Annotated in this window: 20 protein-coding genes; 17 read left to right on the top strand and 3 right to left on the bottom strand. The window is 67.6% G+C overall.

What is annotated here, in order from left to right; translation table 11 throughout:
- The 5 genes from BM031_RS20670 to corA form a co-directional block, all read left to right on the top strand.
- A partial coding sequence (locus tag BM031_RS20670) for a ribonuclease catalytic domain-containing protein (RefSeq protein WP_143084663.1) occupies positions 1 to 1,291 on the top strand: 1,291 nt, incomplete at its 5' end.
- 270 nt (positions 1,292 to 1,561) lie between these two features.
- Complete coding sequence (locus tag BM031_RS20665; protein ID WP_091876445.1) at positions 1,562 to 2,416, top strand: TonB family protein; 855 nt, start codon at positions 1,562 to 1,564, stop codon at positions 2,414 to 2,416.
- A complete protein-coding gene (gene aroE / locus BM031_RS20660) occupies positions 2,413 to 3,222 on the top strand; it encodes a shikimate dehydrogenase (RefSeq protein ID WP_091876444.1) in 810 nt (269 codons plus the stop codon). Before BM031_RS20665 ends, aroE begins: the two co-directional genes overlap by 4 nt.
- A 17-nt stretch (positions 3,223 to 3,239) precedes the next feature.
- Complete coding sequence (mtgA, locus tag BM031_RS20655) at positions 3,240 to 3,965, top strand: monofunctional biosynthetic peptidoglycan transglycosylase (protein WP_091876451.1); 726 nt, start codon at positions 3,240 to 3,242, stop codon at positions 3,963 to 3,965.
- A 104-nt stretch (positions 3,966 to 4,069) separates the two neighbouring features.
- Positions 4,070 to 5,035, top strand: coding sequence for a magnesium/cobalt transporter CorA (corA, locus tag BM031_RS20650; RefSeq protein WP_091876443.1), 966 nt, complete (start codon positions 4,070 to 4,072; stop codon positions 5,033 to 5,035).
- 72 nt (positions 5,036 to 5,107) lie between these two features.
- On the opposite strand, the gene hemL is transcribed toward corA, so the two are convergent.
- Positions 5,108 to 6,403 (bottom strand): glutamate-1-semialdehyde 2,1-aminomutase, encoded by a 1,296-nt coding sequence (gene hemL, locus BM031_RS20645; protein ID WP_091876450.1) that lies wholly within the window; start codon positions 6,401 to 6,403, stop codon positions 5,108 to 5,110.
- 19 nt (positions 6,404 to 6,422) lie between these two features.
- On the bottom strand, positions 6,423 to 7,235 hold the full coding sequence (thiD, locus tag BM031_RS20640) for a bifunctional hydroxymethylpyrimidine kinase/phosphomethylpyrimidine kinase (RefSeq protein WP_091876442.1): 813 nt from the start codon (positions 7,233 to 7,235) through the stop codon (positions 6,423 to 6,425).
- Positions 7,236 to 7,450: 215 nt separating this feature from the next.
- On the opposite strand from thiD, the gene BM031_RS20635 reads away from it, so the two are divergent.
- The 6 genes from BM031_RS20635 to BM031_RS20610 all read left to right on the top strand — a co-directional run bounded on the left by BM031_RS20635 (position 7,451) and on the right by BM031_RS20610 (position 16,593).
- A complete protein-coding gene (locus BM031_RS20635) occupies positions 7,451 to 7,603 on the top strand; it encodes a rubredoxin (protein ID WP_091876441.1) in 153 nt (50 codons plus the stop codon).
- A 167-nt stretch (positions 7,604 to 7,770) separates the two neighbouring features.
- Positions 7,771 to 8,166 carry a response regulator gene (locus BM031_RS20630; protein ID WP_091876440.1) on the top strand — a complete coding sequence of 132 codons (396 nt, stop codon included), beginning with the start codon at positions 7,771 to 7,773 and terminating at the stop codon, positions 8,164 to 8,166.
- 23 nt (positions 8,167 to 8,189) lie between these two features.
- Positions 8,190 to 8,591: a response regulator gene (locus BM031_RS20625; protein WP_091876439.1), complete on the top strand. Its 402-nt coding sequence runs from the start codon at positions 8,190 to 8,192 to the stop codon at positions 8,589 to 8,591.
- Positions 8,588 to 9,124 carry a chemotaxis protein CheW gene (locus tag BM031_RS20620; protein WP_091876438.1) on the top strand — a complete coding sequence of 179 codons (537 nt, stop codon included), beginning with the start codon at positions 8,588 to 8,590 and terminating at the stop codon, positions 9,122 to 9,124. The genes BM031_RS20625 and BM031_RS20620 overlap by 4 nt, the downstream gene beginning before the upstream one ends.
- Before the next feature lie 42 nt (positions 9,125 to 9,166).
- Positions 9,167 to 11,437: a methyl-accepting chemotaxis protein gene (locus BM031_RS20615; protein WP_229409080.1), complete on the top strand. Its 2,271-nt coding sequence runs from the start codon at positions 9,167 to 9,169 to the stop codon at positions 11,435 to 11,437.
- A gap of 17 nt (positions 11,438 to 11,454) precedes the next feature.
- Complete coding sequence (locus tag BM031_RS20610) at positions 11,455 to 16,593, top strand: Hpt domain-containing protein (protein WP_091876436.1); 5,139 nt, start codon at positions 11,455 to 11,457, stop codon at positions 16,591 to 16,593.
- A gap of 159 nt (positions 16,594 to 16,752) precedes the next feature.
- On the opposite strand, the gene BM031_RS20605 is transcribed toward BM031_RS20610, so the two are convergent.
- Positions 16,753 to 18,204: a cryptochrome/photolyase family protein gene (locus BM031_RS20605; RefSeq protein WP_091876449.1), complete on the bottom strand. Its 1,452-nt coding sequence runs from the start codon at positions 18,202 to 18,204 to the stop codon at positions 16,753 to 16,755.
- A gap of 304 nt (positions 18,205 to 18,508) precedes the next feature.
- Here BM031_RS20605 and BM031_RS20600 point away from each other — a divergent pair, with 304 nt between their 5' ends.
- From BM031_RS20600 to BM031_RS20575, 6 genes are read left to right on the top strand one after another with little or no spacing between them, the layout of a single operon-like run.
- Positions 18,509 to 19,123, top strand: coding sequence for a YqgE/AlgH family protein (locus tag BM031_RS20600; RefSeq protein WP_091876435.1), 615 nt, complete (start codon positions 18,509 to 18,511; stop codon positions 19,121 to 19,123).
- Positions 19,123 to 19,515 carry a Holliday junction resolvase RuvX gene (ruvX, locus tag BM031_RS20595; protein WP_091876434.1) on the top strand — a complete coding sequence of 131 codons (393 nt, stop codon included), beginning with the start codon at positions 19,123 to 19,125 and terminating at the stop codon, positions 19,513 to 19,515. Before BM031_RS20600 ends, ruvX begins: the two co-directional genes overlap by 1 nt.
- Complete coding sequence (gene pyrR / locus BM031_RS20590) at positions 19,502 to 20,053, top strand: bifunctional pyr operon transcriptional regulator/uracil phosphoribosyltransferase PyrR (RefSeq protein ID WP_091876433.1); 552 nt, start codon at positions 19,502 to 19,504, stop codon at positions 20,051 to 20,053. Before ruvX ends, pyrR begins: the two co-directional genes overlap by 14 nt.
- Positions 20,031 to 21,011 (top strand): aspartate carbamoyltransferase catalytic subunit, encoded by a 981-nt coding sequence (locus BM031_RS20585; RefSeq protein WP_091876432.1) that lies wholly within the window; start codon positions 20,031 to 20,033, stop codon positions 21,009 to 21,011. Before pyrR ends, BM031_RS20585 begins: the two co-directional genes overlap by 23 nt.
- A gap of 11 nt (positions 21,012 to 21,022) precedes the next feature.
- On the top strand, positions 21,023 to 22,303 hold the full coding sequence (locus BM031_RS20580) for a dihydroorotase (RefSeq protein WP_091876431.1): 1,281 nt from the start codon (positions 21,023 to 21,025) through the stop codon (positions 22,301 to 22,303).
- Between the two features lie 54 nt (positions 22,304 to 22,357).
- Entirely contained in the window at positions 22,358 to 23,089 is a 732-nt protein-coding gene (locus BM031_RS20575; RefSeq protein ID WP_091876430.1) for a lysophospholipid acyltransferase family protein, read from the top strand.
- Positions 23,090 to 23,135: the final 46 nt, after the last annotated feature.

Genomic DNA, 23,135 nt, shown 5'->3' with positions numbered 1-23,135 from the left:
CGACGACGCCTTCTCGGTGGTCAAACTGGACGATGGCACGGTGCGCGTGGGTATCCACATCGCCGCGCCGGGCCTGGGTATTCGCCCGGACGACGCGATCGACAAGATCGCGCGTTCCCGCATGTCCACCGTCTATATGCCGGGCGACAAGATCACCATGCTGCCGGACGACGTGGTGCAGGCCTTCACGCTGGCCGAAGGTTCCAGCTGCCCGGCGCTGTCGCTGTATGCGGTATTGAATAGCGAAGACTGGTCGGTGGTCTCGACCACCACCCGCGCCGAACTGGTGCCGATCAAGAGCAACCTGCGCCTGAACGACCTCGATCCGATCGTGACCGAAGAGGCGCTGGAAACCGGCAGCGGCGAGTATCCGCACAAGGATGAGCTGGGCCTGCTGTGGAAGTGGGCGCTGCAGCTGGAAGCGGGCCGCATGAAGAAGCGCGAAGCCTTTGGCCTCAAGCCCGAACAGGCCAACCGCGTCGACTTCAATTTCTATGTCGACGACGACGTGGTGAGCATCGTGCGCCGCAAGCGCGGCGCCCCGCTCGACAAGATCGTGGCCGAGCTGATGATTTTTGCGAACAGCACCTGGGGCAAGCTGCTGCACGACTCCGGCGTGCCGGGCATCTACCGCTCGCAGGGTCCGGGCGCGGGTGGCTGGAACGCCAAGATCCAGGTCCGCATGGTCACCCACGCGGCGCCGCACCAGGGCCTGGGCGTGGACCAGTACGCGTGGAGCACTTCGCCGCTGCGCCGCTACACCGACCTGGTGAACCAGTGGCAGATCCTGGCCGCTGCCGAACACGGCGTGACCGCGCCCCTGGTCGCACCGTTCAAGCCGCGCGACGCGACGCTGTTCGCGATCGTGTCCAGCTTCGATGCGGCGTATGCGGCCTACAACGACTTCCAGCAAAACATGGAGCGCTACTGTTGCCTGCGCTGGCTGGGGCAGGAACAGGCCAAGCACGTCGATGCCGTGGTGCTGAAAGACGAGATCGTGCGCCTGGTCGAGGTACCGCTGGTGGTGCGCCTGGCCGGCATGCAGTCGGTGGCGCGCGGGGCGCAGGTGAAGCTCGACGTGGTGCGCTGGGATGAGATCGACCTGACGCTGGAGGCGCGCCTGCTGGAAGTGGCGGCCGCGGCGCCTGGGGTGGAGATCGAAGAGGAAGAGGAAGAAGAGGGCGATACGGGGGAGGCTGCGGTGGCGGAAGTCGTCGAGGCTGAGGGTGTGGTGGCTGTGGTGACGACGGAGGATGGAAGTGAGGTTCCTGCTGGCGCAGGAACGGAGTGAGTAGCTAACGTCAACTTGGGCGGGACAATAGTGGCATTGTCCCGGCCTGCGCCGGGACGACGGTCTTTGGGCTGGCCACTACGATATGCACCGTCGTACGCGCCACTGGCGCCTACGACTACCGGCGCAGGCCGGAACCCAAGTTCGCACCGCACCCTCGAACGCTATTCCACCCCCACACAATCCGTTGCGGGTTAGAATGTCCGCTCCCAGATCCAACAGCCCGCCCGGGCGCGCGCAGTGAAGTATTTGCAAGATAACCGTCCCCTGATGATTGCCCTTGGCGTCTCCGTGCTCGCGCACGGGGCGCTGCTGGCGGTGCGCTTTGCGGCGCCGGATGCGTTCCGGCAGCAGCCGGCCGATCCCGGGCTGGAAGTCATCCTGGTCAATGCCAAGCATGCCAACGCCCCCACCAAGGCCGACGCCCTGGCCCAGGCCAACCTGGAAGGCGGCGGCACCGCCGACGCCGGCCGTTCGCGCTCGCCGCTGCCTGACCTGCGCAAGATCGAGAACGGCGAGAGCATCAAGGCCCTGCAGCGCCGCATCGCCGACCTCGAACAGCACCAGCAGAACGTCCTGACCCGCGCCCGCGCAACGAACTTCAGCGCGCCGCCCAAGACCGAACAGGACAAGCCCGACCCCACCCGCACCGGGACCGACGCCTTCGACACCACCCGCGCCATCTCGCGCACGGCGGCCGAAGTGCTGGAGCGTATCGAGGACGAGAACAAGCGTCCCAAGCGCACCCAGATCACGCCCAGCACCCGCCAGGTCGGCTACGCGCTCTACTATAAAGAGATGCAAAAGCGCGTCGAGGAAGTCGGCACCCTCAACTTCCCCCAGCAAAACGGCAAGAAGCTGTACGGCGAACTGGTGGTCTACATCCCGATCTTCCAGGACGGGACCATCTATATGCGCGACGGCGGCCCGCGCGTCGAGCAAAGCTCGGGCAACCGGGCGCTCGATGCGGCGGCCCTGCAGATCGTGCGCCGCGCCGCGCCCTTTGGCGGCTTCCCGGCCAATATGCGCACGCGCGGCAAGGACGATTTGTGGGAAGTGATCACGCGCTTCCGCTTCACGCGCGAAGAAAAAATGCAGGCAGAACTGCGCGGAACCGAAGGATGATCGACAAATACTGCGTGATTGGCAACCCCATCGCCCACAGCAAATCCCCCGAGATCCACCCGGTGTACGCGGCCCAGACCGGCCAGGAACTGGTGTATGAACGCTGCCTGGCGCCGCTCGATGGTTTTGAAGCCACCATACGGCGCCTGGTCGCCGAAGGCTATCGCGGCGCCAACGTGACGCTGCCGTTCAAGCTGGAAGCGGCGCGCATCTGCACCCGGCTGGAAGAGCGCGCGCAGGCCGCGGGCGCGGTCAACACCCTGGTGTTCGAGGGCGGCGAGATCATCGGCGACAATACCGACGGCCCCGGCCTGGTGGCCGACATCACCCGCAACGCCGGCGTGTCCATCAAGGACAAGCGCGTGCTGCTGCTCGGCGCCGGCGGCGCGGCGCGCGGGGCGCTGCTGCCCTTCCTGAAAGAGGGACCGCGCGAGATCGTCATCGCCAACCGCACCGTGGCCACCGCCGCCGCGCTGGCGCGCGACTTCGGCGGGTACGGCATCCCGGTCAGCGGCATCGGTTTTTCCGAGATCGCCGGCAGCTTCGACATCGTCGTCAACGCCACCGCCAGCAGCCTGGCGGGCGACCTGCCGCCGGTGCCGGCCAGCGTTTTTCGCCCGGACACGCTGGCTTTGGATATGATGTACGGAAATCAAGCGACCGTGTTCATGGACTTCGCGGCAGGCCAGGGCGCCAGCGTGCGCGATGGCCTGGGCATGCTGGTGGAGCAGGCCGCGGAAGCCTTCGCCATCTGGCGCGGCGTGCGTCCGGCCACGGCCGACCTCCTGAAGACAATGCGACCATGAGCACCACCACCGCCACGATGGGCAGCACCCGCAAGGCCACGAAGCCAGGCAAGGCGCCGCGCCGCTGGTTCAAGTGGATCATCCTCGGGCCCATCCTGCTGGTGTTGCTGGTCCAGCTCTACTTCTTCCTCATGGTGTGCTGGTATGCGTACGTCGACCCGTCGTCGACCAGCTTCATGCGCCAGCAGCTGTCGGAACTGCGGGAAACGAACCCGGACGCGAAGCTCAAGCACCAGTGGGTGCCCTACGAGGCCATCTCGGTCAACCTGAAGCGGGCCGTGGTGGCGTCGGAAGATTCGCGCTTCGCCGCCCACGGCGGGGTGGATTGGGAAGCGCTGGAAGCGGCCTACGAGCGCAACAACCGGCGCAGCAAGGTGGTGGGCGGCGGCTCCACCATCACCCAGCAGCTGGCCAAGAACCTGTTCCTGTCCGGTTCGCGCAGCTACCTGCGCAAGGGGCAGGAAATGGTGATCGCCTTCATGCTGGAAACCGTGATGAGCAAGCGCCGCATCCTCGAGGTCTACCTCAACGTGGTCGAGTACGGCCGTGGCGTGTTCGGCGCCGAAGCGGCCGCGCGCCACTACTTCCGCACATCAAGCGCCAAGCTCTCGCCCGCGCAGGCGGCGCGGCTGGCGGTGATGCTGCCCAACCCGCGCTACTACGACAAGCACCGTTCCACTTCCTACCTCGCGCGCCGCACCGCCCTGATCCAGCGCCGGATGCGCTTCGCCGACCTGCCGTGAGCGCCGCCCCGGCCTGGGGCAGTAAAATGTCGTGACGGGGTGGCCGGGAAAGGGCCTAACGAGTACACTTGCGTCAGTTTCGAATCCGGCCGAGAAAATAGCGCATGATCAACGTATTTGTCCTACAGAATGGCCGACTGAACCAGGTAGGCGTCGACACGCGCGAGGACCTGGAAAACGTGGCGCCGGTCTGGGTCGACCTGACCGACCCCACCGATGAAGAACGCATCCTGGTCAAGACCACCTATGGCGTGACGCTGCCGGGCGAGGACGAAGTCCAGGACATCGAGGCCTCGGCCCGCTATTACGAAGCCGAGAACGGCGACCTGCACCTGCGCACCGACTTCCTGCTGGAAGAAGAAGACGGCCCGTCGCGGGTGGTGACGGTGGCTTTCATCCTGTCCGGGAAAATCCTGTTTTCGGTGCATAACGACGACTTGCCGGTGTTTCGCCTGGTGCGCCTGCGCGCGCGCTCGCGTCCCGGCTCGATCGAAGACTACATGGACGTGCTGCTGGATTTGTATGCCACCGACGCCGAGTATTCGGCCGATGCGCTCGAGGGCATCTATGAAGCGCTGGAAGAAGTCTCGACCCGCGTGCTGCAAAAGGACTTCACCGACCAGGACGCGGCCGCCGCGCTGAATGCGATCGCGCACGAGGAAGACTTGAACGGCCGGATCCGCCGCAACATGATGGACACGCGGCGCGCGGTCAGCTTCCTGATGCGCGGCCGCCTGCTCAACAGCGACCAGTTCGAGGAAGCGCGCCAGATCCTGCGCGATATCGAATCGCTGGACGGCCACACGTCCTTCCTGTTCGACAAGGTGAACTTCCTGATGGACGCCACCGTCGGTTTCATTAACATCAACCAGAACAAGATCATCAAGATCTTCTCGGTGGCCTCGGTCGCCTTCCTGCCGCCCACGCTCATCGCGAGCATCTACGGCATGAACTTCACCGTGTTCCCGGAACTGAACTGGACGCTGGGCTACCCGTTCGCGGTGGGACTGATGATCACCTGCGGCATTGCGCCGCTGTGGTACTTCCGCCGCCGGGGCTGGCTGCGTTGATGAAATAATATTTCAAATAGAAACGGGCGGTGAAATATTATTTCACCGCCCGTTGTCATAGGGTTCGACCGATCAGCCGATACGCTTGAACACCCGGCGCGCTGCCTCGATGGTTTCGTCGATCACCGCGTCGCTGTGCTGGGCCGACACGAAGCCCGCCTCGAACATGGCCGGCGCAAAATACACGCCTTCATCCAGCATGCCGTGGAAGAAGCGGTTGAAGCGCTCCTTGTCGCCCGCCATCATCTGGGCGTAGGTCGACGGCACGCTGTTCGAGAAATAGAAGCCGAACATGCCGCCCACCGCGTCGCCGCAGAACGGGATCCCCGCTTCCTTCGCCGCTGCGGTCAGGCCCGCCACCAGGCGCTCGGCCGCCGCGCCCAGTTTCTCGTAGAAGCCCGGTTCCTGCACCAGCTTCAAGGTGGTCATGCCGGCGGCCACGGCCACCGGGTTGCCCGACAGCGTGCCGGCCTGGTACACGGGGCCCAGCGGCGCCATCTTCTGCATCAGTTCCGCACGCCCGCCGAAGGCCGCCACCGGCAGGCCGCCGCCGATCACCTTGCCCAGCGCGGTCAGGTCCGGGCTGATGCCGTACATTTCCTGCGCCCCGCCCAGGCCCACGCGGAAGCCGCACATCACTTCGTCGAAGATCAGCACGGCGCCATGTTCGGTGCACAGTTCGCGCATGCGCTGCAGGAATTCCGGTGTTGCGCGGATCAGGTTCATGTTGCCGGCCACCGGCTCCACGATCACGCAGGCGATGGTGTCGCCCATCGACTCGAACGCGTCTTCCAGCTGCGGCACGTTGTTGTAGTCCAGGACCAGGGTGTGCTTCACGAAGTCTTCCGGCACCCCGGCCGAGGTGGGATTGCCGAAGGTGAGCAGGCCGCTGCCGGCCTTGACCAGAAGCGAATCGGCGTGGCCGTGGTAGCAGCCTTCGAACTTGACGATCTTGTCGCGCCCCGTGGCGCCGCGCGCCAGGCGCAGCGCGCTCATGGTCGCTTCGGTGCCCGACGAGACCAGGCGCACCTGCTCGATCGAGGGCACCAGCTTGCAGATCTCTTCGGCGATCTCGATCTCGCCCTCGGTGGGGGCGCCGAAGGACAGGCCCTTGGCCGCCGCATCCTGCACCGCCTTGATCACCTGCGGGTGGGCGTGGCCGACGATGGCCGGGCCCCAGGAACCGATGTAGTCGATGTAGCGCTTGCCGTCCGCGTCCCAGAAATACGGGCCGTCGGCGCGGGTGATGAAGCGCGGCGTGCCGCCCACCGAACGGAAGGCGCGCACCGGCGAATTCACGCCGCCGGGCGTGGTCTGCTGGGCGCGGGCGAACAGGGTGTCGTTCCTGGAGGTCGAATCTTGGGTCATGGTGTGGTGGCGGGCGTTTTCAGCCACGGTAGAATTTATTGGGGATGAACTTGCCCATGCCGAAGCGCTGGGCGTGTTCGAGCGCGCCGGTGGTGTACTCCTGCGCGGCAAACAGCGCCTGGGGCGCTTCCATGCCGCAGGCCATCAGGGCGGTGAAGGCGGCCGAATAGGTATTGCCGGCGCCGAGGAAAGGGCCGGGCAGGTGCTTCCATTCGACTTGCGCCACGATGCCGTCGGCGTCGAACAGGGTGTTGGAGCAGCCGCCGCATTCGTCGCGGGTGCCGGTCACCAGCACGTACTGGCAGCCGGCATTGGTCAGTTCGGCCACGTCTTCGAGCAGCGTGCCTTCGCCGTCGTTCTCGCCGACTTCGCGCCAGGTCTCGGCCATGCGGCCCAGTTCCGACTGCGACAGCATCAGCACGGTGGTCTGCGGCGCCAGGATCGCGCGGATCGCCGACAGCATCTCTTCGTCGGCCAGGCCGGAATCGGGCAGGCCGGTGAGGAAGGGATCGAGGATCAGCGGCGCGTCCGGATAGTCGGACACGATTTCGGCGATGGCCGCCAGCTGCAGCACATTGGCCACGGCGCCCACCTTGAAAGCGGCCACCGGCATGTCCTCGAGCAGGACGCGGGACTGGTCGGCCATCCAGTCGCTGTCGACTTCATGCAGGTTTTCGACCTTCGCGCTGTCGGCCACCAGGATGCCGCCGATGGCGGACAGCCCATGGCATCCATGCGCGGCGAACACGGCCAGGTCGGCCTGCACGCCGAGCGCGCCGACCGGGTCGGATACGCCAAAAGTCAGGATAAGGGGTAACGGTTGGTTTTGCACGACGGGTGGATTAAGATACCTGATTCTCCATTTTACTAGACGGAACCTCGAATAACCTACTGCGCGTTTGCACTGCCGGCCTGCGATGCTCGCTGTACTCTCGTACAGCTGCGCGTCTCGGCCAGCATTGCTGCCGCTCGCTACGGTTCTTCGAGGTTCGTAACATAAGGAATAACACTGTGAGTACCGATTCGACAGCCGCTTTTCAAACCTGGATGTGCCTGATCTGTGGCTGGGTGTACGACGAGGAAGCCGGCGCGCCGGAAGACGGCATTGCACCTGGCACCCGCTGGGCCGATGTGCCGATGAACTGGACCTGTCCGGAATGCGGCGCCCGCAAGGACGACTTCGAGATGACCGCGATTTAATTGTAGGGTGGTCGGCTCTGCCGACCGCGCGTTCAACCGGAGCACGCATTTAAGTTAAATCCACGTCAACCAAAGTGTCAATTTGCCTAGTTGACACGCTGCAACACTTCCCGCACAAGGGGAAATGCCTGTGCTATCGTGGCGCTTCATGCTGAAGTGAAACGAAAATGACGACATCGCCGCAACCGACCGGCCTGACCATCATGGTGATCGACGACAGCAGCACGATCCGCCGCTCCGCCGAGATCTTCCTGACCCAGGCAGGCTACCAGGTCGTGCTGGCCGACGATGGCTTCGATGCGCTGGCCAAGATCAACGACCACCATCCCGCGCTGGTATTTTGCGACATCCTGATGCCGCGCCTGGATGGCTACCAGACCTGCGCCCTCATCAAGAAAAGCGCGCGCTTCCACGCGACGCCGGTGCTGATGCTGTCGTCCAAGGACGGCCTGTTCGACCGCGCGCGCGGCGCGATGGTCGGCGCTTCCGCTTACCTCACCAAACCGTTTTCCAAGGACAGCCTGCTGGCGGCCGTGCGCGAGCACACCGCCGCAAGAAGCTGACCCGAACTGACCCGGAGCCCAACGTGGCCATACACAAGATCCTGATCGTCGACGATTCCCCGACCGAGCGCTTCTACCTGACCGACATATTGGCCAGGGCCGGCTATGCCGTTGCCACCGCCGTCAACGGCGAAGAGGCGATCGACAAGATCCGCGCCGAGCGCCCGCAACTGATCCTGATGGACGTCGTCATGCCCGGCGCGAACGGCTTCCAGGTGACGCGCTCGATCGCGCGCGATCCTGCGCTGGCGGCGATCCCCGTGATCATCTGCAGCAGCAAGAACCAGGAAACCGACCGCATCTGGGGCATGCGCCAGGGCGCCCGGGATTACCTGGTCAAGCCGGTCGATCCAGGCCTGCTGCTGGCCGCCATCGCCACGCTCGACGAACAGGCTGCTGCAGCACCGGCTGCCGCAGCGGCATGAGCGGCGGCCCGGCACGGCTCGACCCTGCCGCCCGCCGCACCCGCCTGCGCGAATACCAGGAACAGCTGCTCGAGCGCATGCAGGCGGCCAAGGGCGGGGGCGGCGCGCCGATCCAGCAGCTCGGCATGCAGGTGGGCGCCACCCGCTACCTGCTCGACCTGCTCGAAGCCGGCGAGATCGTCTCGCCCGTGGCGCTGGCGCGCGTGCCGCTGACCCAGCCCTGGTACCTGGGCCTGGCCAATGTGCGCGGCACCCTGGTGGGCGTGATCGACCTGGCCCGCTACCTCGGTGAGGAGGGCGCGGCCAGTCCCGGCGCCTCGGCGCGCTTCGTCACCTTCGCTCCCACCCTCGGTGTGAATTGCGCGCTGGTCGCCGAGCGCGTGTACGGCCTGCGCCAGGCGAGCAGCATGCAGCGCGAAGGCGAAGCCCTGCGCGACGCCGACGGCAATCTCTGGACCCCGCTGTCGCTGGCGGCGCTGGTGCGGGAAGAGCGCTTCCTGCAGGTCGCACTCGACCACCTAGACAACCAATAAGCAGCACCAGGAGCCGGTATGGGATTCGCCTCGAAACTGAGCATGAACGTATTTTCGAAGGACAGCGCGGACGACGACACCGCACTGGCCTCGCCCGACACCCAGTTCGGGCCGGGCGTGCTGCCGCCGGCGCCGGTGGTGGAGGACGCGGCGCCGCTGCACGGTTCGGCCGACGCCGCCGCGCGCCGGCTCGGCAACACGCGCCCGCGCAAGCCGCTGAACGCCGCCGACGACGACGAGGACCTGCGCCTGCCGCTGATCGGCCACCTGTCGCTGTCGCGCCAGCTGCGCCTGGTGCTGGCGGCCTTTGTCGCCGGCATCCTGCTGACCGTGCTGGCGATGTGGCAGAACGCCGCCCGCACCGACGTGGTGTCGAGCCAGAGCCAGATCGCCTCGGATGCGCTGATGCACTCGCAGCGCGTGGCCAAGGCCGCGCCGAATGCGCTGCGCGGCGAGATGGGCGCGTTCAACGAACTCGATGGCAGCCGCGCGGAACTCGGCCGCCTGCTCACGGTGCTGGCGCGCGGCGGCCAGGTGGGCGCGAACGCGCTCCCGCCCGCCACCGGCGAGGCCGTGTCCATGCTGGCGAAAGCGCGCTCGGCGTGGTCGGCCTCGAACGCCGCCGCCGCCACCATCGTCGGCAACAAGCGCCACCTGGTCGGTTTTGGCGCCGGCGTCGGCAAGTTCGAGCCGCTCGCGGCCGAGCTGCAGGCGATCGCCGCCAGGTCGCCGTCCGGCCCGCGCGAAGCCGCCGCCCTCGGGCGGCTGGCGGCGCTGGCCGAGCGCCTGTCGGTATCGACCCATTCCTTCATGACCCCCGGCGCGGCCTACCGCGACGCCGCCAGGAGCATCGCGCGCGACAATGCCGAGCTGAGCGCTCTGCTGGACGGCCTGGTCGAGGGCAACGCCGCACTCGGGCTGGCGCCGCTGGCCGACAGCGAGCTGCGCGAGCGCCTGGCCGCCGCCCGCACGGGTTACCGCGGCTGGCAGGAAAGCCTGGCGCCGCTGGCCACCAACCTGCCCAACTTCACGGCCGCGCGCAATGCCGAACAGGTGATCGCGCGCGACAGCGAAGGCCTGCGCTCGAACCTGGCGCGGGTCCAGCTCGAATACCGCTCGCAGCTGGGAACCAAGGGCGGCTGGTTCTGGCTGCTGGTGGGCGCCTCGATCTTCACCCTGGCCATGGGCGGCAGTATCAGCCGCGTGATGCTGCAGGACTCGCGCAACCGCACCCGCGGCGCCGACGCGCGCCGCCGCGAAGCCGAGGCGATGCGCCAGCTGGCCCAGGCCAAGGAAGAAGAAGCCAAGGCCACCAACGACCAGAACCAGGCCGCGATTTTGCGCCTGATGAACGAATTGCAGGAAGTGGCCGACGGCGACCTGACCGTGCACGCCACGGTGTCGGAAGACATCACCGGCGCCATCGCCGACTCGGTCAACTATACGGTGGAAGAGCTGCGCGAGCTGGTGCTGCGCGTGATCCGGACCGCCGAGCAGGTCACGCGCGCCTCCGCCGGCGCGCAAACCGTGTCGACCGAGCTGCTGGGCGCGGCCGAAGCGCAGTCGCGCGAGATCCAGGAAGCCTCGTCGACCATCCTGCAGATGGCGGGCCAGATCTCGGACGTGTCGCGTTCGGCCACCGAATCGGCCGACGTGGCGCGCCAGTCGGTGGCGGCGGCCGAGCAGGGCGCGCTGGCGGTGCAGAACGCGATCCTGGGCATGCACGAGATCCGCGAGCAGATCCAGGAAACCTCCAAGCGCATCAAGCGCCTGGGCGAATCCTCGCAGGAGATCGGCGAGATCACCGACCTCATTTCGGACATTACCGAGCAGACCAATGTGCTGGCGCTGAACGCGGCGATCCAGGCCGCGTCGGCCGGCGAGGCGGGGCGCGGCTTCTCGGTGGTGGCCGAGGAAGTGCAGCGCCTGGCCGAACGCTCGGCCGAAGCGGCCAAGGGCATCGGCGCGCTGGTGCGCACCATCCAGGCCGACACCCACGATGCGGTGGCGGCGATGGAAAAGTCGACCCAGGGCGTGGTGGAAGGCGCGCGCCTGTCGGATGCGGCCGGCGCCGCGCTGGCCGATATCTCGCGCGTGTCGAACCGCCTGGCCGAGCTGATCCAGGCAATTTCGGGCGCGGCTGGACAGCAGGCGACATCGGCCAACGGTGTGGCCCATAATATGCAGCACATCCTGTCGGTCACCGAGCATACTCAGGGCGGCACGCGCCAGACGGCGCAGTCGATCCGCGAACTGGCGCTGCTGGCGCAGGAGCTGAAGGATTCCGTGTCGCGCTTCCGCGTGGCGGCCTAAAACATCTAGACAAGCCCATGAACGCTTCTTCGAGCAGTATGCCCGCCTTCGACACCGGACCCCTGTCCTGGGTGATCGGCGAGATCCGCGACGCACTGGGACGCTCGGGCACCGCGCTGCGCGACGCCGCCCGGCGCAGCCCGGAGGCCCAGCCGACCCTGCTGCTGCACGCCAAGTCGCACCTGCACCAGGCGCACGGCGCGCTGCAGCTGGTGGACGTCGAGGGCGTGGGCGTGCTGGGCGCCGCCGCCGAAACCCTGATCGACCGCTTCAAGGACGGCCAGGTGGCCTGCACGCCCGACTCGGTCAAGACGGTGCAGGATGCCTTCGAGGCGCTGGTCGAGTACCTCGACGAGCTCCTGGGCGGGGCGCAGCAGCAGCCGGCCCGCCTGTTCCCGTATTACCGCGGGCTGCAGGAAACGCTCGGCGCCGACCGCATCCACCCGTCCGACCTGCTGCCGGCCAGCCTGGGCAAGGACGTCGACCTGGGTGGCGCGGCGGCGGCCGCGGCCCCGGACGTCGCGGCCTGCCGCACCCGCTTTGAAAAGTCGCTGCTGCCCTACCTGAAAAGCGGCGACGCCCTGCATGCGGCCGGCATGCGCGACGCGGTCGCGCCGATCGCCGCCAGCCAGGACGAAGCGCGCCCGCGCCTGTTCTGGCAGGCCATCCACGCCTTCATCGGCGTGGTGGCCGATGGCCAGGTCGAGAGCGACCTGTATGTGAAACAGCTGCTGGGCCAGGTGAACATGCAGCTGCGCCGCCTGTCGCAGGGGCAGGGCGGCACGCCCGATGCGATGCTGCGCGACGCGCTGTTCTTCGTGGCTGCCGCCGCCGAACCGAATGCGGACGCGCGGCGCCTGCGCCAGGCCTGCGCGCTGGACGGCCTGGTGCCGCCCGACTACGCCACCCGTCGTTACGGCCGCATCGACCCGGCCGCGCTGCAGGAGGCGCGCGACGCGCTTGCGCGCAGCAAGTCGGACTGGGACCGCATCGCCACCGAGGGCGCGGCCGAAGGCGAGGTGAAACAGGATTTCAACGAGGCGCTGTCGCGCCTGGCCGGCGCCAGCGAAAAGCTGGGGGCGCCAGCGCTGGCGCAGCTGATGCGCGAGCTGGGGCGCGCCGCCACCGACGCGATCGCGGCCGGCCGCAGCGACGGGCTGGGGCTGGAAATGGCGACCGCCATGCTGTTCGTCGAAAACGGCCTGGACCAGCTGCGCCAGCTGCCCGACGATTTTGCCGAGAACGCGGAAGCGGTCGGCGCGCGCCTGCTGGCGCTGGCCGCCGGCGAAACCCCGCCCGACGCGCCGCACTGGCAGGGCGAGCTGGCGCGCCAGATCCAGCAGGGCCAGACCGTGGCGGTGCTGGCCGGCGAGATCAAGGCCGGCCTGCGCCAGGTCGAGAAGCTGCTGGACGACTACTATGACAACCCGGGCAAGCGCGAGGCGCTGGCCCAGGCCGAGCCGGTGCTGCACCAGCTGCAGGGCGCGCTGTCCATCCTCGACCAGGACCAGGCCGTGCTGGCCGCGCGCCACGTGGCGGGCGAGGTGCGCCTGCTCGCCTCCAGCAGCGGCGACGTGACGGCCCAGTCGCCGGTGCTGCACAACATCGCCCAGAACATCGGCGCACTCGGCTTCTTCACCGACCTGCTGGCCCAGAACAGCGAGGCGGCCAAGGGCCGCTTCACCTTCGACGGCGACAAGCGCCTGCTGCGCGAGCTGCCGTTCGAGTTCGTCGAGGCGGCGCCGGAACCGGCGCCGGCAGGGGAAGCGCCGGCCGCGGGCCAGGGCGCGACCATCGAATCGGAACTGCTCGAGATCTTCATCCTCGAGGCCCAGGAAGTGCTGGCGCTGGTGGCCGAAGTGATCCCGCAGGCCGAGGCCAATCCGGCCAGCCAGGAAAACCTGACCCTGCTGCGCCGCGCCTTCCACACGCTCAAGGGCAGCAGCCGCATGGTGAGCCTGGAGCGCTTCGCCGAAGGCGCGGCCGTGATCGAGCGCGTGATGAACCTGTGGCTGGCCGACGCGCGCAGCGCCACGCCGGAGCTGCTGGCGCTGCTGCGCCGGGCGCATGCCGAGCTGTCCGACTGGGTGGCCGAGCTGGTGGCCAGCGGCGCCTCGGCGCGCGATGCGGACGCACTCGTTGCCGCCGCCGCCCGCGTGCAGGAGGGCGACCTGCAGGCGCTGGAGGACGTGCCGGTGCTGGTGGAGCTGGCCGAGCCGGAGGCCATGAGCGTGGGCGAGCTCGATATCCCGCAGGGATTGAGCACGATCTACCTGGAAGAAGCCGAGACCCTGGTGGAACTGCTGGCGCACGCATTCGACGCCTGGCGCCACGCGCCCGCGCAGCCGGCGCCGGCCGACGCCCTGAGTGCGGCGCACACGCTGGCCGGCACCTCGTCCACCGTCGGCTACACGGCGCTGCGCGAGGTGGCGCATGCGCTGGAGCTGGTGCTGGAAAAGGCGGTGGCGCCCGGCGTGGCCGTGGACGAGGCCGGGCGCGAGCTGCTCGACGCGACCCTGTCGCGCGTGCGCACCATGCTGCAGGTATTCGCGCTGGGCGAACTGGCGCCCGGCCAGCCGGACCTGGTCGCCCAGCTCGGCGCGCTGCTGGAACGATTGGCCAGCGAGCAGGCCATGACCCTGTACGGCGAGGCCGACCCGGCGCTGGCGCAACAGCTCGACGCGCTGTTCGCCAGCGCCTACAACGACATCCTGGCCTCGCCCCTGCCGGTCGAGGACACGCCCGCAGCTGCGCCGGTGCTGGAGAAAGCCAGCACGACCAGCGATGTCGACGACCTGTTCGCCGCCTTTGCCGAGCCGGAACTGGCCCAGGCCGCGCCGAGCGGCGAGGAGCCGGCCTTTGTCCCGGTGACGCCGGACGAGGCGGGGCTGGAAGCGGCGCCCGAAGCGGTGGCGCCGATCGCCGAGCCCGAACCCGAACCCGACGCTATCCCTGCGCCGGTGGAGAGCGTGCTGGCCACGGGCGCGGCCTTCAGCGACGAACTCGATGCCGACCTGCTGCCGGTCTTCCTGGAAGAAGGGGCCGACCTGTTCCCGCAGATCGGCAAGGGCCTGCGCCAGTGGCAGCAGGATCCGGCCGATGGGTCTCTTCCCCAGGGCCTGCAGCGCGCGCTGCATACGGTCAAGGGCAGCGCCCGCATGGCCGGCGCGATGCGCCTGGGCCAGCACACCCACGAGCTGGAAACCCAGGTCGAGAACATGGTGCACGCCGGGACCACCACTCCTGCGGCCTTCGACGAACTGCTGGCCAACTACGACCAGGCGCTGCTGCTGTTCGAACAGCTGCAGCAGCCGGCCGCGCCGGCGCCGGCCGCCGCCGCCGCCGTAGCAGCGCCGGTTGAAGCGCCGGGCGCCCGCGCGCCGCTGGTGCGCGTGCGCGCCGACATCCTCGACCGGGTCGTCAACCAGGCCGGCGAAGTGTCGATCTCGCGTTCGCGCCTGGAAAACCAGGTGGGCTCGCTCAAGGGCGCGCTGTCGGACTTCTCGGAAAACCTCGACCGCCTGCGGCGCCAGATGCGCGAGATCGAAATGCAGGCCGAATCGCAGATCGCCTCGCGCCTGTCGATCGCGGGCGAGCGCGAATTCGACCCGCTCGAATTCGACCGCTTCACGCGCCTGCAGGAGCTCACGCGCATGATGGCTGAAAGCGTCAACGACGTGGAAGCCTTCCACGAAGGCCTGTCGCGCACGGTGGACAGCGCGGCCGAGGACCTGGCCGCGCAAGCGCGCATGACGCGCGACCTGCAGCGCGACCTGATGCGGGTGCGCATGGTGCCGTTTGGCTCGCTGTCCGAGCGCCTGTTCCGCGTGGCGCGCCAGACCGCGAAGGAACTGGAAAAACGCGTCAACCTCGACATCCGCGGCGCGGCGGTGGAAATCGACCGCAGCGTGCTGGAACAGATGGCCGCGCCCTTCGAGCACCTGCTGCGCAACGCCATCGTGCACGGCATCGAGCCGCGCAGCGCGCGTGCTGAACACGGCAAGGCCGACACCGGCGAGATCCTGGTGCAGGTGAGTCAGCATGGCAACGAGGTGGCGATCGTGTTCAGCGACGATGGCGCCGGGCTGGACCTGGAGCGCATCCGCGCCAAGGCCCGCAGCCTGGGCCTCATCGGGCCGGACAATGTGGTGTCCGACCAGGATGCGGCGGAACTGATCTTCGAGCCGGGCTTCTCCACCGCCGACACGCTGACCGAACTGGCCGGCCGCGGCGTCGGCATGGACGTGGTGCGTTCCGAAGCGCAGGCGCTGGGCGGGCGGGTGGTCGTCACCACCGAGCCGGGCCAGGGCACGCGCTTCTCGATCCACCTGCCCTTGACGCTGGCGGTGGCGCAGGTCGTGCTGGTGGCCAGCGGCGGGCGCACCCATGCGCTGCCCTCGACCCTGGTCGAGCAGGTGCTGCAGGTGCGCGATACCGAGCTGGCGGCCGCGCAGGCCAGCGGATCGTTCTCGGTGGCCGGGCAAGCGCACGCGCTGCACGCCCTCGATGCGCTGCTCGGCGAGGGCCCCGGCATGGCCATGCAGCGCCTGAACCCGGTACTGGTGGTGCACGGCGCGGGCGGGCGCATCGCGCTGCGCGTGGACGAGGTGCTGGGCAACCGCGAGGTGGTGGTCAAGAACATCGGCCCGCAGCTGTCGCGCGTGCCGGGCATCGCCGGCGCCACGGTGCTGGGCACCGGCGAGATCGTGCTGATCCTCGACCCGGTGGTGCTGGCGCAGCGGCCTGTTTCGGTCGCGGGCGGCGAGGAAGCTCCGCCGCCGCTGGCGCGCAAGGCCATCATGGTGGTCGACGATTCGATCACTGTGCGCCGCGTGACCCAGCGCCTGCTGGAGCGCGAAGGCTACCAGGTGATGCTGGCCAAGGACGGGGTGGACGCGCTCGAGCAGATCGTGCAGGCGCGGCCGGATTTGATGCTGGTGGATATCGAGATGCCGCGGATGGATGGGTTCGACCTGACGCGCGAAGTGCGGGCCCGGGAAGCGACCCAGGGGATACCGGTGATCATGATTACGTCGAGGACGGCGGACAAGCACCGCAATGTGGCGCTGGGGCTGGGGGTGAATGCGTATTTTGGGAAGCCGTATCAGGAGGCGGTGTTGTTGGCGGCGATTGGGAGTTTGCTCGATAAAGGCTAGTGGCTGCGGTGCGGACTTGGGGGGAATAATGCCAGTGGCATTGTTCCCGCCTTCGCCGGTACGACGTTGGTATTTGTTCGTTTAAATAACGTTAGCGGTTTCTTTTGCGCTAACTGGAAAACCGTCGTACCGGCGAAGGCCGGTACCCAATTTACGCGATCAGCCCACAGCTTTCTTCACCACCGAAAACCGCTCCAACGTCTTTTTACGTGCCTGATCATGCTCGACCACGGGCAACGGATAATCCCTCCCCAGCACCACGCCTTTCTCCGCCAGCACCGCATCGCCCACCAGCCACGGCGCATGAATTTCCTTCGCGCCGAGCCGCTCCAGCGCCGGCACCCATTCGCGAATAAACTCCCCCTGCCCATCGAAGCGCAGCGACTGCGACACCGGATTGAAAATCCGGAACCACGGCTGCGCGTCGCAGCCGGTCGACGCCGCCCATTGCCAGCCGCCGTTGTTCGAGGCCAGCTCGTAGTCATTCAGTTTCAGCGCGAAATAGCGCTCCCCGCGCCGCCAGTCGATCCCCAGGTCCTTGGTGAGGAAGCTCGCCGTCACCATGCGTAGCCGGTTGTGCATGAAGCCGGTCTGGTTCAGCTGGGCCATCGCGGCATCCACCAGCGGGTAGCCGGTACGTCCCTCGCACCAGGCCGCGAACAGCGCATCGGCCTCCTCGCCGCTTTCCCACGCCAGCGCGTCGAACGCCGGCTTGAACGAGCGCGTCACCACATGCGGGTTGCGCGCCAGGATCATCGAATAAAAATCGCGCCAGATGAGTTCCGACAGCCACACCGAGGCCCCAGGGCCGCCCGCACCGGTCACCACCATCTGCTGCGCCGTGCGCACCAGGTGGCGGATCGAGGTGGTGCCGAAACGCAGGTGGGTCGACAGGCGCGAGGTGCAGTTTTCCGACGGGAAATCGCGCGCCCGGCCGTAGTCCGCGATGTGCCCGACAAAGCGCTCGAACAGTTCCTCCGCCCCTTCCATCCCGGCCGGCAGCGGAGGTTCGCCCGGTTCGAAGCCGAGTTCCTCCAGCGAAGGCAGGGCAGGGGGGCCAGGCGGCGGGGCGAAGGCGTCGGCGTACTGGTCGACCGGATAGGACGCCAGCGTTTCCGGCATCGCCGCCAGCCGCTTGAGCCAGGCATTCTTGTAGGGCGTGAACACCGAGAACGGTCCCTTCGCCAGGGTCAGCACTTCTTCCTTTTCGAAAATGACCTGGTCTTTCAGGCTGAAAAATTTCCTGCCGTCAGCTTCCAGCCGCGCGTTCATCCGTGCGTCGCGTTCTACCGCGTCGGGTTCATAATCGGAACCTACCAATACCGCATCGGCTTCCAGTTCGGCGGCAAGCGCGGGAATCACATCAAGCGGGCGGCCCTGCCGCACGATCAGGTAGGCACCGAGCCGGCGCAGCTCGGCATCGAGGCTGGCAATGCTGGCGTGGATGAAGCGTACGCGCCGGTCGTCACGCGGCAGCGGGTCCAGGATGTCGCGGTCGTATACGAAAACGCAGTACACACAATTGGACGTCGTCAAAGCCCGGTGCAGGGCTGCGTGGTCGAATGCCCGCAGGTCACGCCGGAACCAGACCAGAGAGTTGCTCATATTCATCATCGTGTGCGGGGTCAAGGTGGCGGCCGATTTTACTGGGTAGGATTCTTCCTAAGCGTTCGGCGTTCGCAGCAGGGCGGGACAGAGGCGGGACGCCGGACATGCTTCGCGCACTCCACCGGGCCAGGGAACCGGGCCGTATCGGGGTGCTTCCATGGCCGCCGGCGCATTTCGGTGTAAACTATCGAAAAGCGTAATGTTGTTTTGTGGACACTTAGCAGCGCGGTCATCAACCAGAGTGGGCCCATGTGAGAGTTAGCGTATGAAGAAAAGCAAAGTTGGCAGCACTCTACCGAAGCCCGGCATGCCACCGGAACACGACCAAGCGCTGGGAAACATCGGCCCCGCCGCCTCCGGGCTGAACCTCGCCAACCATTTCCTGATCGCGATGCCGTCGATCCAGGATCCGATCTTCGGCGGCACCGTCGTCTACGTCTGCGAGCACAACGAAAAAGGCGTGCTTGGCGTGGTCATCAACAAGCCCACCGACATGACGATGGAAGTGCTGTTCGACCGTGTCGACCTCAAGCTTTCCGAAGGCCTGCGCTCGTCGGTGGTCGACCAGCCGATCATGTTCGGCGGCCCAGTCCAGGACGACCGTGGCTTCGTGCTGCATTCGCCGGGCGGGCGCTTCTCGTCCTCGCTCACCGTCACCGACGAGGTCGCCTTCACCACCTCCATCGACGTGCTCGAAGCGGTCGCCAGCGGCGCCGGCCCGGCCCGCATGCTGGTGTCGATCGGCTACGCCGGCTGGAGTCCCGGCCAGCTCGAAGAAGAACTCTCGCGCAACGGCTGGCTCACGGTGGGCGCCGACGCGCGCGTGCTGTTCGAGCTGCCGATCGAAGAACGCTATACGGCCGCCATCAAACTGCTGGGCATCGACCCGCTCATGCTCGCTACCGAGGCTGGCCATGCGTAATGCTTGAAATCGTCCTGGGTTTCGATTTCGGGGTGAAGCGCATCGGCATCGCCATGGGCAACACCCTGACCGGGCAGGCGCAGCCCTTGACCGTCGTCAAGGCCATCGACAATGCCACCCGTTTCCAGGTCATCGGCGAGCTCATCAATGAATGGAAGCCGGCCCGCCTCGTCGTGGGCGAGCCCTTCCATCCCGACGGCGCCGAGCACGACATGACCCTGCGCAGCCGGCGCTTCGCCAACCAGCTCCATGGCCGCTTCGACCTTCCTGTCGAACTCGTCGACGAACGCTATTCCTCGGTCGTCATCCCGCACAAACGCGGCGAGCTCATCGACGCCAAGGCGGCCGCCATCATTTTGCAACAATACTTTGACTCCCATGCCAACATCTAACCAAGCGTACGACGCCGAAGCGCTGTACCGCGAGCTGCTGGGCCAGGTGCGCGCCGGCCTGGCCGGTGTGCCGGACGCCGCCATCGTCGGCATCCACTCGGGCGGCGCCTGGCTGGCCGAACGCCTCGCACGCGACCTCGACCTGACCGCCCGCTACGGCACCATCGACGTCTCGTTCTACCGCGACGACTATGCCAAGAAGGGCCTGCACCCGGACGTGAAGCCGACCCACATCCGCTTCGCGGTGGACGGCGCCACCATCGTGCTGGTCGACGACGTGCTGGAAACCGGCCGCACCGTGCGCGCCGCGATCAACGTGCTGTTCGACTACGGCAGGCCGGCCTGCATCCGCCTGGCGGCGCTGGCCGACCGCGGCGGGCGCGAGCTGCCGGTGGCGGCCGACTATGTCGGCACCCGCGCCGAGCTGGCGCCCACGCAGTCGCTGTGCCTGCAGCGCGGCGACGCCGGCGAACTCTCGCTGACCATTGAAGAAGATCCTGCCCCGTCCATCGACCATGCCGAAAATCCTGCACAATAATCCGCAACTGAACAAGAACGGCGAGCTGCAGCACCTGCTCAGCATCGAAGGGCTGCCCAAGTCCATCGTCAACCACATCCTCGACACCGCGTCGAGCTTCGTGGGCATTTCCGACCGCGAGGTCAAAAAGGTGCCGCTGATGCGGGGCAAGAGCGTGTTCAACCTCTTCTTCGAGAACAGCACCCGTACCCGCACCACCTTCGAGATCGCGGCCAAGCGCCTGTCGGCCGACGTCATCAACCTGAACATCCAGGCTTCGTCGGCCAGCAAGGGCGAATCGCTGCTCGATACCATCGACAACCTGTCGGCCATGCACGCCGACATGTTCGTGGTGCGCCATGCGCAGTCGGGCGCGCCCTACCTGATCGCCAAGCACCTGGTGGAAACCGGACAGTCGCACGTGCACGTCGTCAACGCCGGCGACGGCCGCCACGCGCACCCGACCCAGGGCCTGCTCGACATGTACACGATCCGCCACTATAAGAAAGACTTCACCAACCTGCGGGTGGCGATCGTCGGCGACATCCTGCACAGCCGGGTGGCGCGTTCGGACATCCACGCGCTGACCACCCTGGGCGTGCCGGAAGTGCGCGCCATCGGCCCGCACACGCTGCTGCCCGGCGGCCTGGCCGAGATGGGCGTGCAAACGTATACGAACATGGACGAGGGCCTGAAGGACGTCGACGTCATCATCATGCTGCGCCTGCAGAACGAACGCATGAGCGGCGCGCTGCTGCCCTCGGCCCAGGAGTACTTCAAGAGCTACGGCCTGACCCCGGAACGCCTGGCGCTGGCCAAGCCGGACGCGATCGTGATGCACCCGGGCCCGATGAACCGCGGCGTCGAGATCGACTCGGCGGTGGCCGACGGCAGCCAGGCGGTGATCCTGCCGCAGGTGACCTTCGGGATTGCGGTACGGATGGCGGTGATGAGCATTTTGGCAGGAGGCAGGGCGTGAGATTCGCAAGGATGAAACTTCATATCAAGAACGGGCGCATCATCGACCCGGCGAACGGCATCGACGCCGTACAAGACCTGTTCATCGACGACGGCCTGATCGCCGCCGTCGGCAGCGCACCGGCGGGCTTCAGCGCCGACAACACCATCGACGCCACCGGCCTGGTAGTGGCGCCCGGCCTGGTCGACCTGTCGGCGCGCCTGCGCGAGCCGGGCTACGAATACAAGGCCACGCTGGAATCGGAAATGCAGGCCGCGATGCAGGGCGGCGTCACCACCCTGGTGTGCCCGCCCGACACCGACCCGGTGCTGGACGAACCGGGCCTGGTGGAGATGCTCAAGCACCGCGCCCGCAACCTCGACCAGGCCAATGTGCACCCGCTGGGCGCGCTGACCATGGGCCTGAAGGGCCAGGCCCTCACTGAAATGGCCGAACTGACCGAAGCCGGCTGCATCGGCTTCTCGCAGGCCGAGGAACCGGTGCTAGACACCACGGTGCTGCTGCGCGCCATGCAGTACGCGAAAACCTTCGGCTACACGGTGTGGCTGCGCCCGCAGGACGCGCATATCGGCCGCGGCGGCGTGGCCCACAGCGGCCCGCTGGCGTCGCGCCTGGGGCTGTCGGGCGTGCCGGTCATGTCCGAGACCATCGCGCTGCACACGATCTTCGAACTGATGCGCGCCAGCGGCGCCCGCGTGCACCTGTGCCGCATGTCGTCCGCCGCCGGCCTGGCGCTGGTGGCCGCCGCCAAGAAGGAAGGCTTGCCGCTCACCTGCGACGTCGGCGTGCACCACCTGCACATGACCGACGCCGACATCGGCTTCTTCGACCCCAATGCGCGCTTCAACCCGCCGCTGCGCAGCGGGCGCGACCGCGACGCCATCCGCGCGGCCCTGCTGGACGGCACCGTGGATGCGGTCTGCTCCGACCACACGCCGGTGGACGACGACGAGAAGCTGCTGCCCTTCGCCGAAGCCTCGCCCGGCGCGACCGGCCTGGAACTGCTGCTGTCCCTGGTGCTCAAGTGGGCCGAAGACCAGCACGAGATGGATGCGCTGCCGCGGGCGCTGGCCAAGGTGACGGCCAACGCGGCCCGCATCGCCGGCCTGCCGGCGGGCACGCTGTCGGTGGGCGCGGCGGCCGACGTGGTGCTGTTCGACCTTGATGCGCGCTGGAAGGTCGAGCGCAAGGCGCTCGCCAGCCAGGGCAAGCACACGCCTTTCCTCGGCTACGAACTGGCCGGGCAGGTGCGTGCGACGGTGGTGCGCGGCCGCCTTGCGTTCCAGCGCTAAAGCACACGCGGACGGCGCCCGCCGTCCGTTACTCTCTCCTGACGGCATGAAGAAGTGAAGATCCGGCTCGCCCTGCGCCTTGCGCGCGTCATGGTCCACCTGGTGGCGGGCCTGGCCACCTGCGCCCTCGCATTCCCGCTGGTGTCGCGCGGCGGGCGCGAGCGCCTCACGCGGCGCTGGTCGCGCAAGCTGCTGGCGCTGTGCCGCGTGACGGTCGAGCAGCTGCCCGGCGCGCCGGTGCTGGAGCACGCGCTGATCGTCGCCAACCACGTCTCCTGGCTCGACATTTTCGTGATCAACGCGCTGCATCCCTGCCGCTTCGTGGCCAAGGCCGAAATCCGCGCCTGGCCGGTGCTGGGCTGGCTGGCCGCCGGCGCCGGCACCGTCTTCATCGCGCGCGGCAACCGGCGCGAGCTGCGCCACATCTTCAAGGGCCTGGTGCTGGTGCTGGAGCAGGGCGAGCGGGTGGCGCTGTTCCCGGAAGGGACCACGGCGCGCCAGGGCGAGGTGCTGCCCTTCCACGCCAACCTGTTCGAGGCCGCGATCGATGCGAAAGTGGCCGTGCAGCCCTACGCGCTGTCGTACGTGGACGCGGCCGGGGGCTACCACGCCTCGGTCGACTACACCGGCGACACCAGCTTCGTGGACAGCCTGTTCACCATCCTGCAAGGCGATCCGGTGCGCGCGCGCCTGCGGCCGCTGGCCCCGATCGCAGGGGAGGGCGCGCACCGGCGCGAGCTGGCCCAGGCGGCCGAGGACGCCGTGGCCGGGGCCTTGCGCGCTTGAGCCCGTCTGTGATTCGTAAAATGAATCACAGAACGATGAATCATAT

Source organism: Massilia yuzhufengensis (assembly GCF_900112225.1).
Taxonomy (GTDB): domain Bacteria; phylum Pseudomonadota; class Gammaproteobacteria; order Burkholderiales; family Burkholderiaceae_D; genus Telluria; species Telluria yuzhufengensis.
This window is presented reverse-complemented; position numbering and strand designations above follow the sequence as displayed.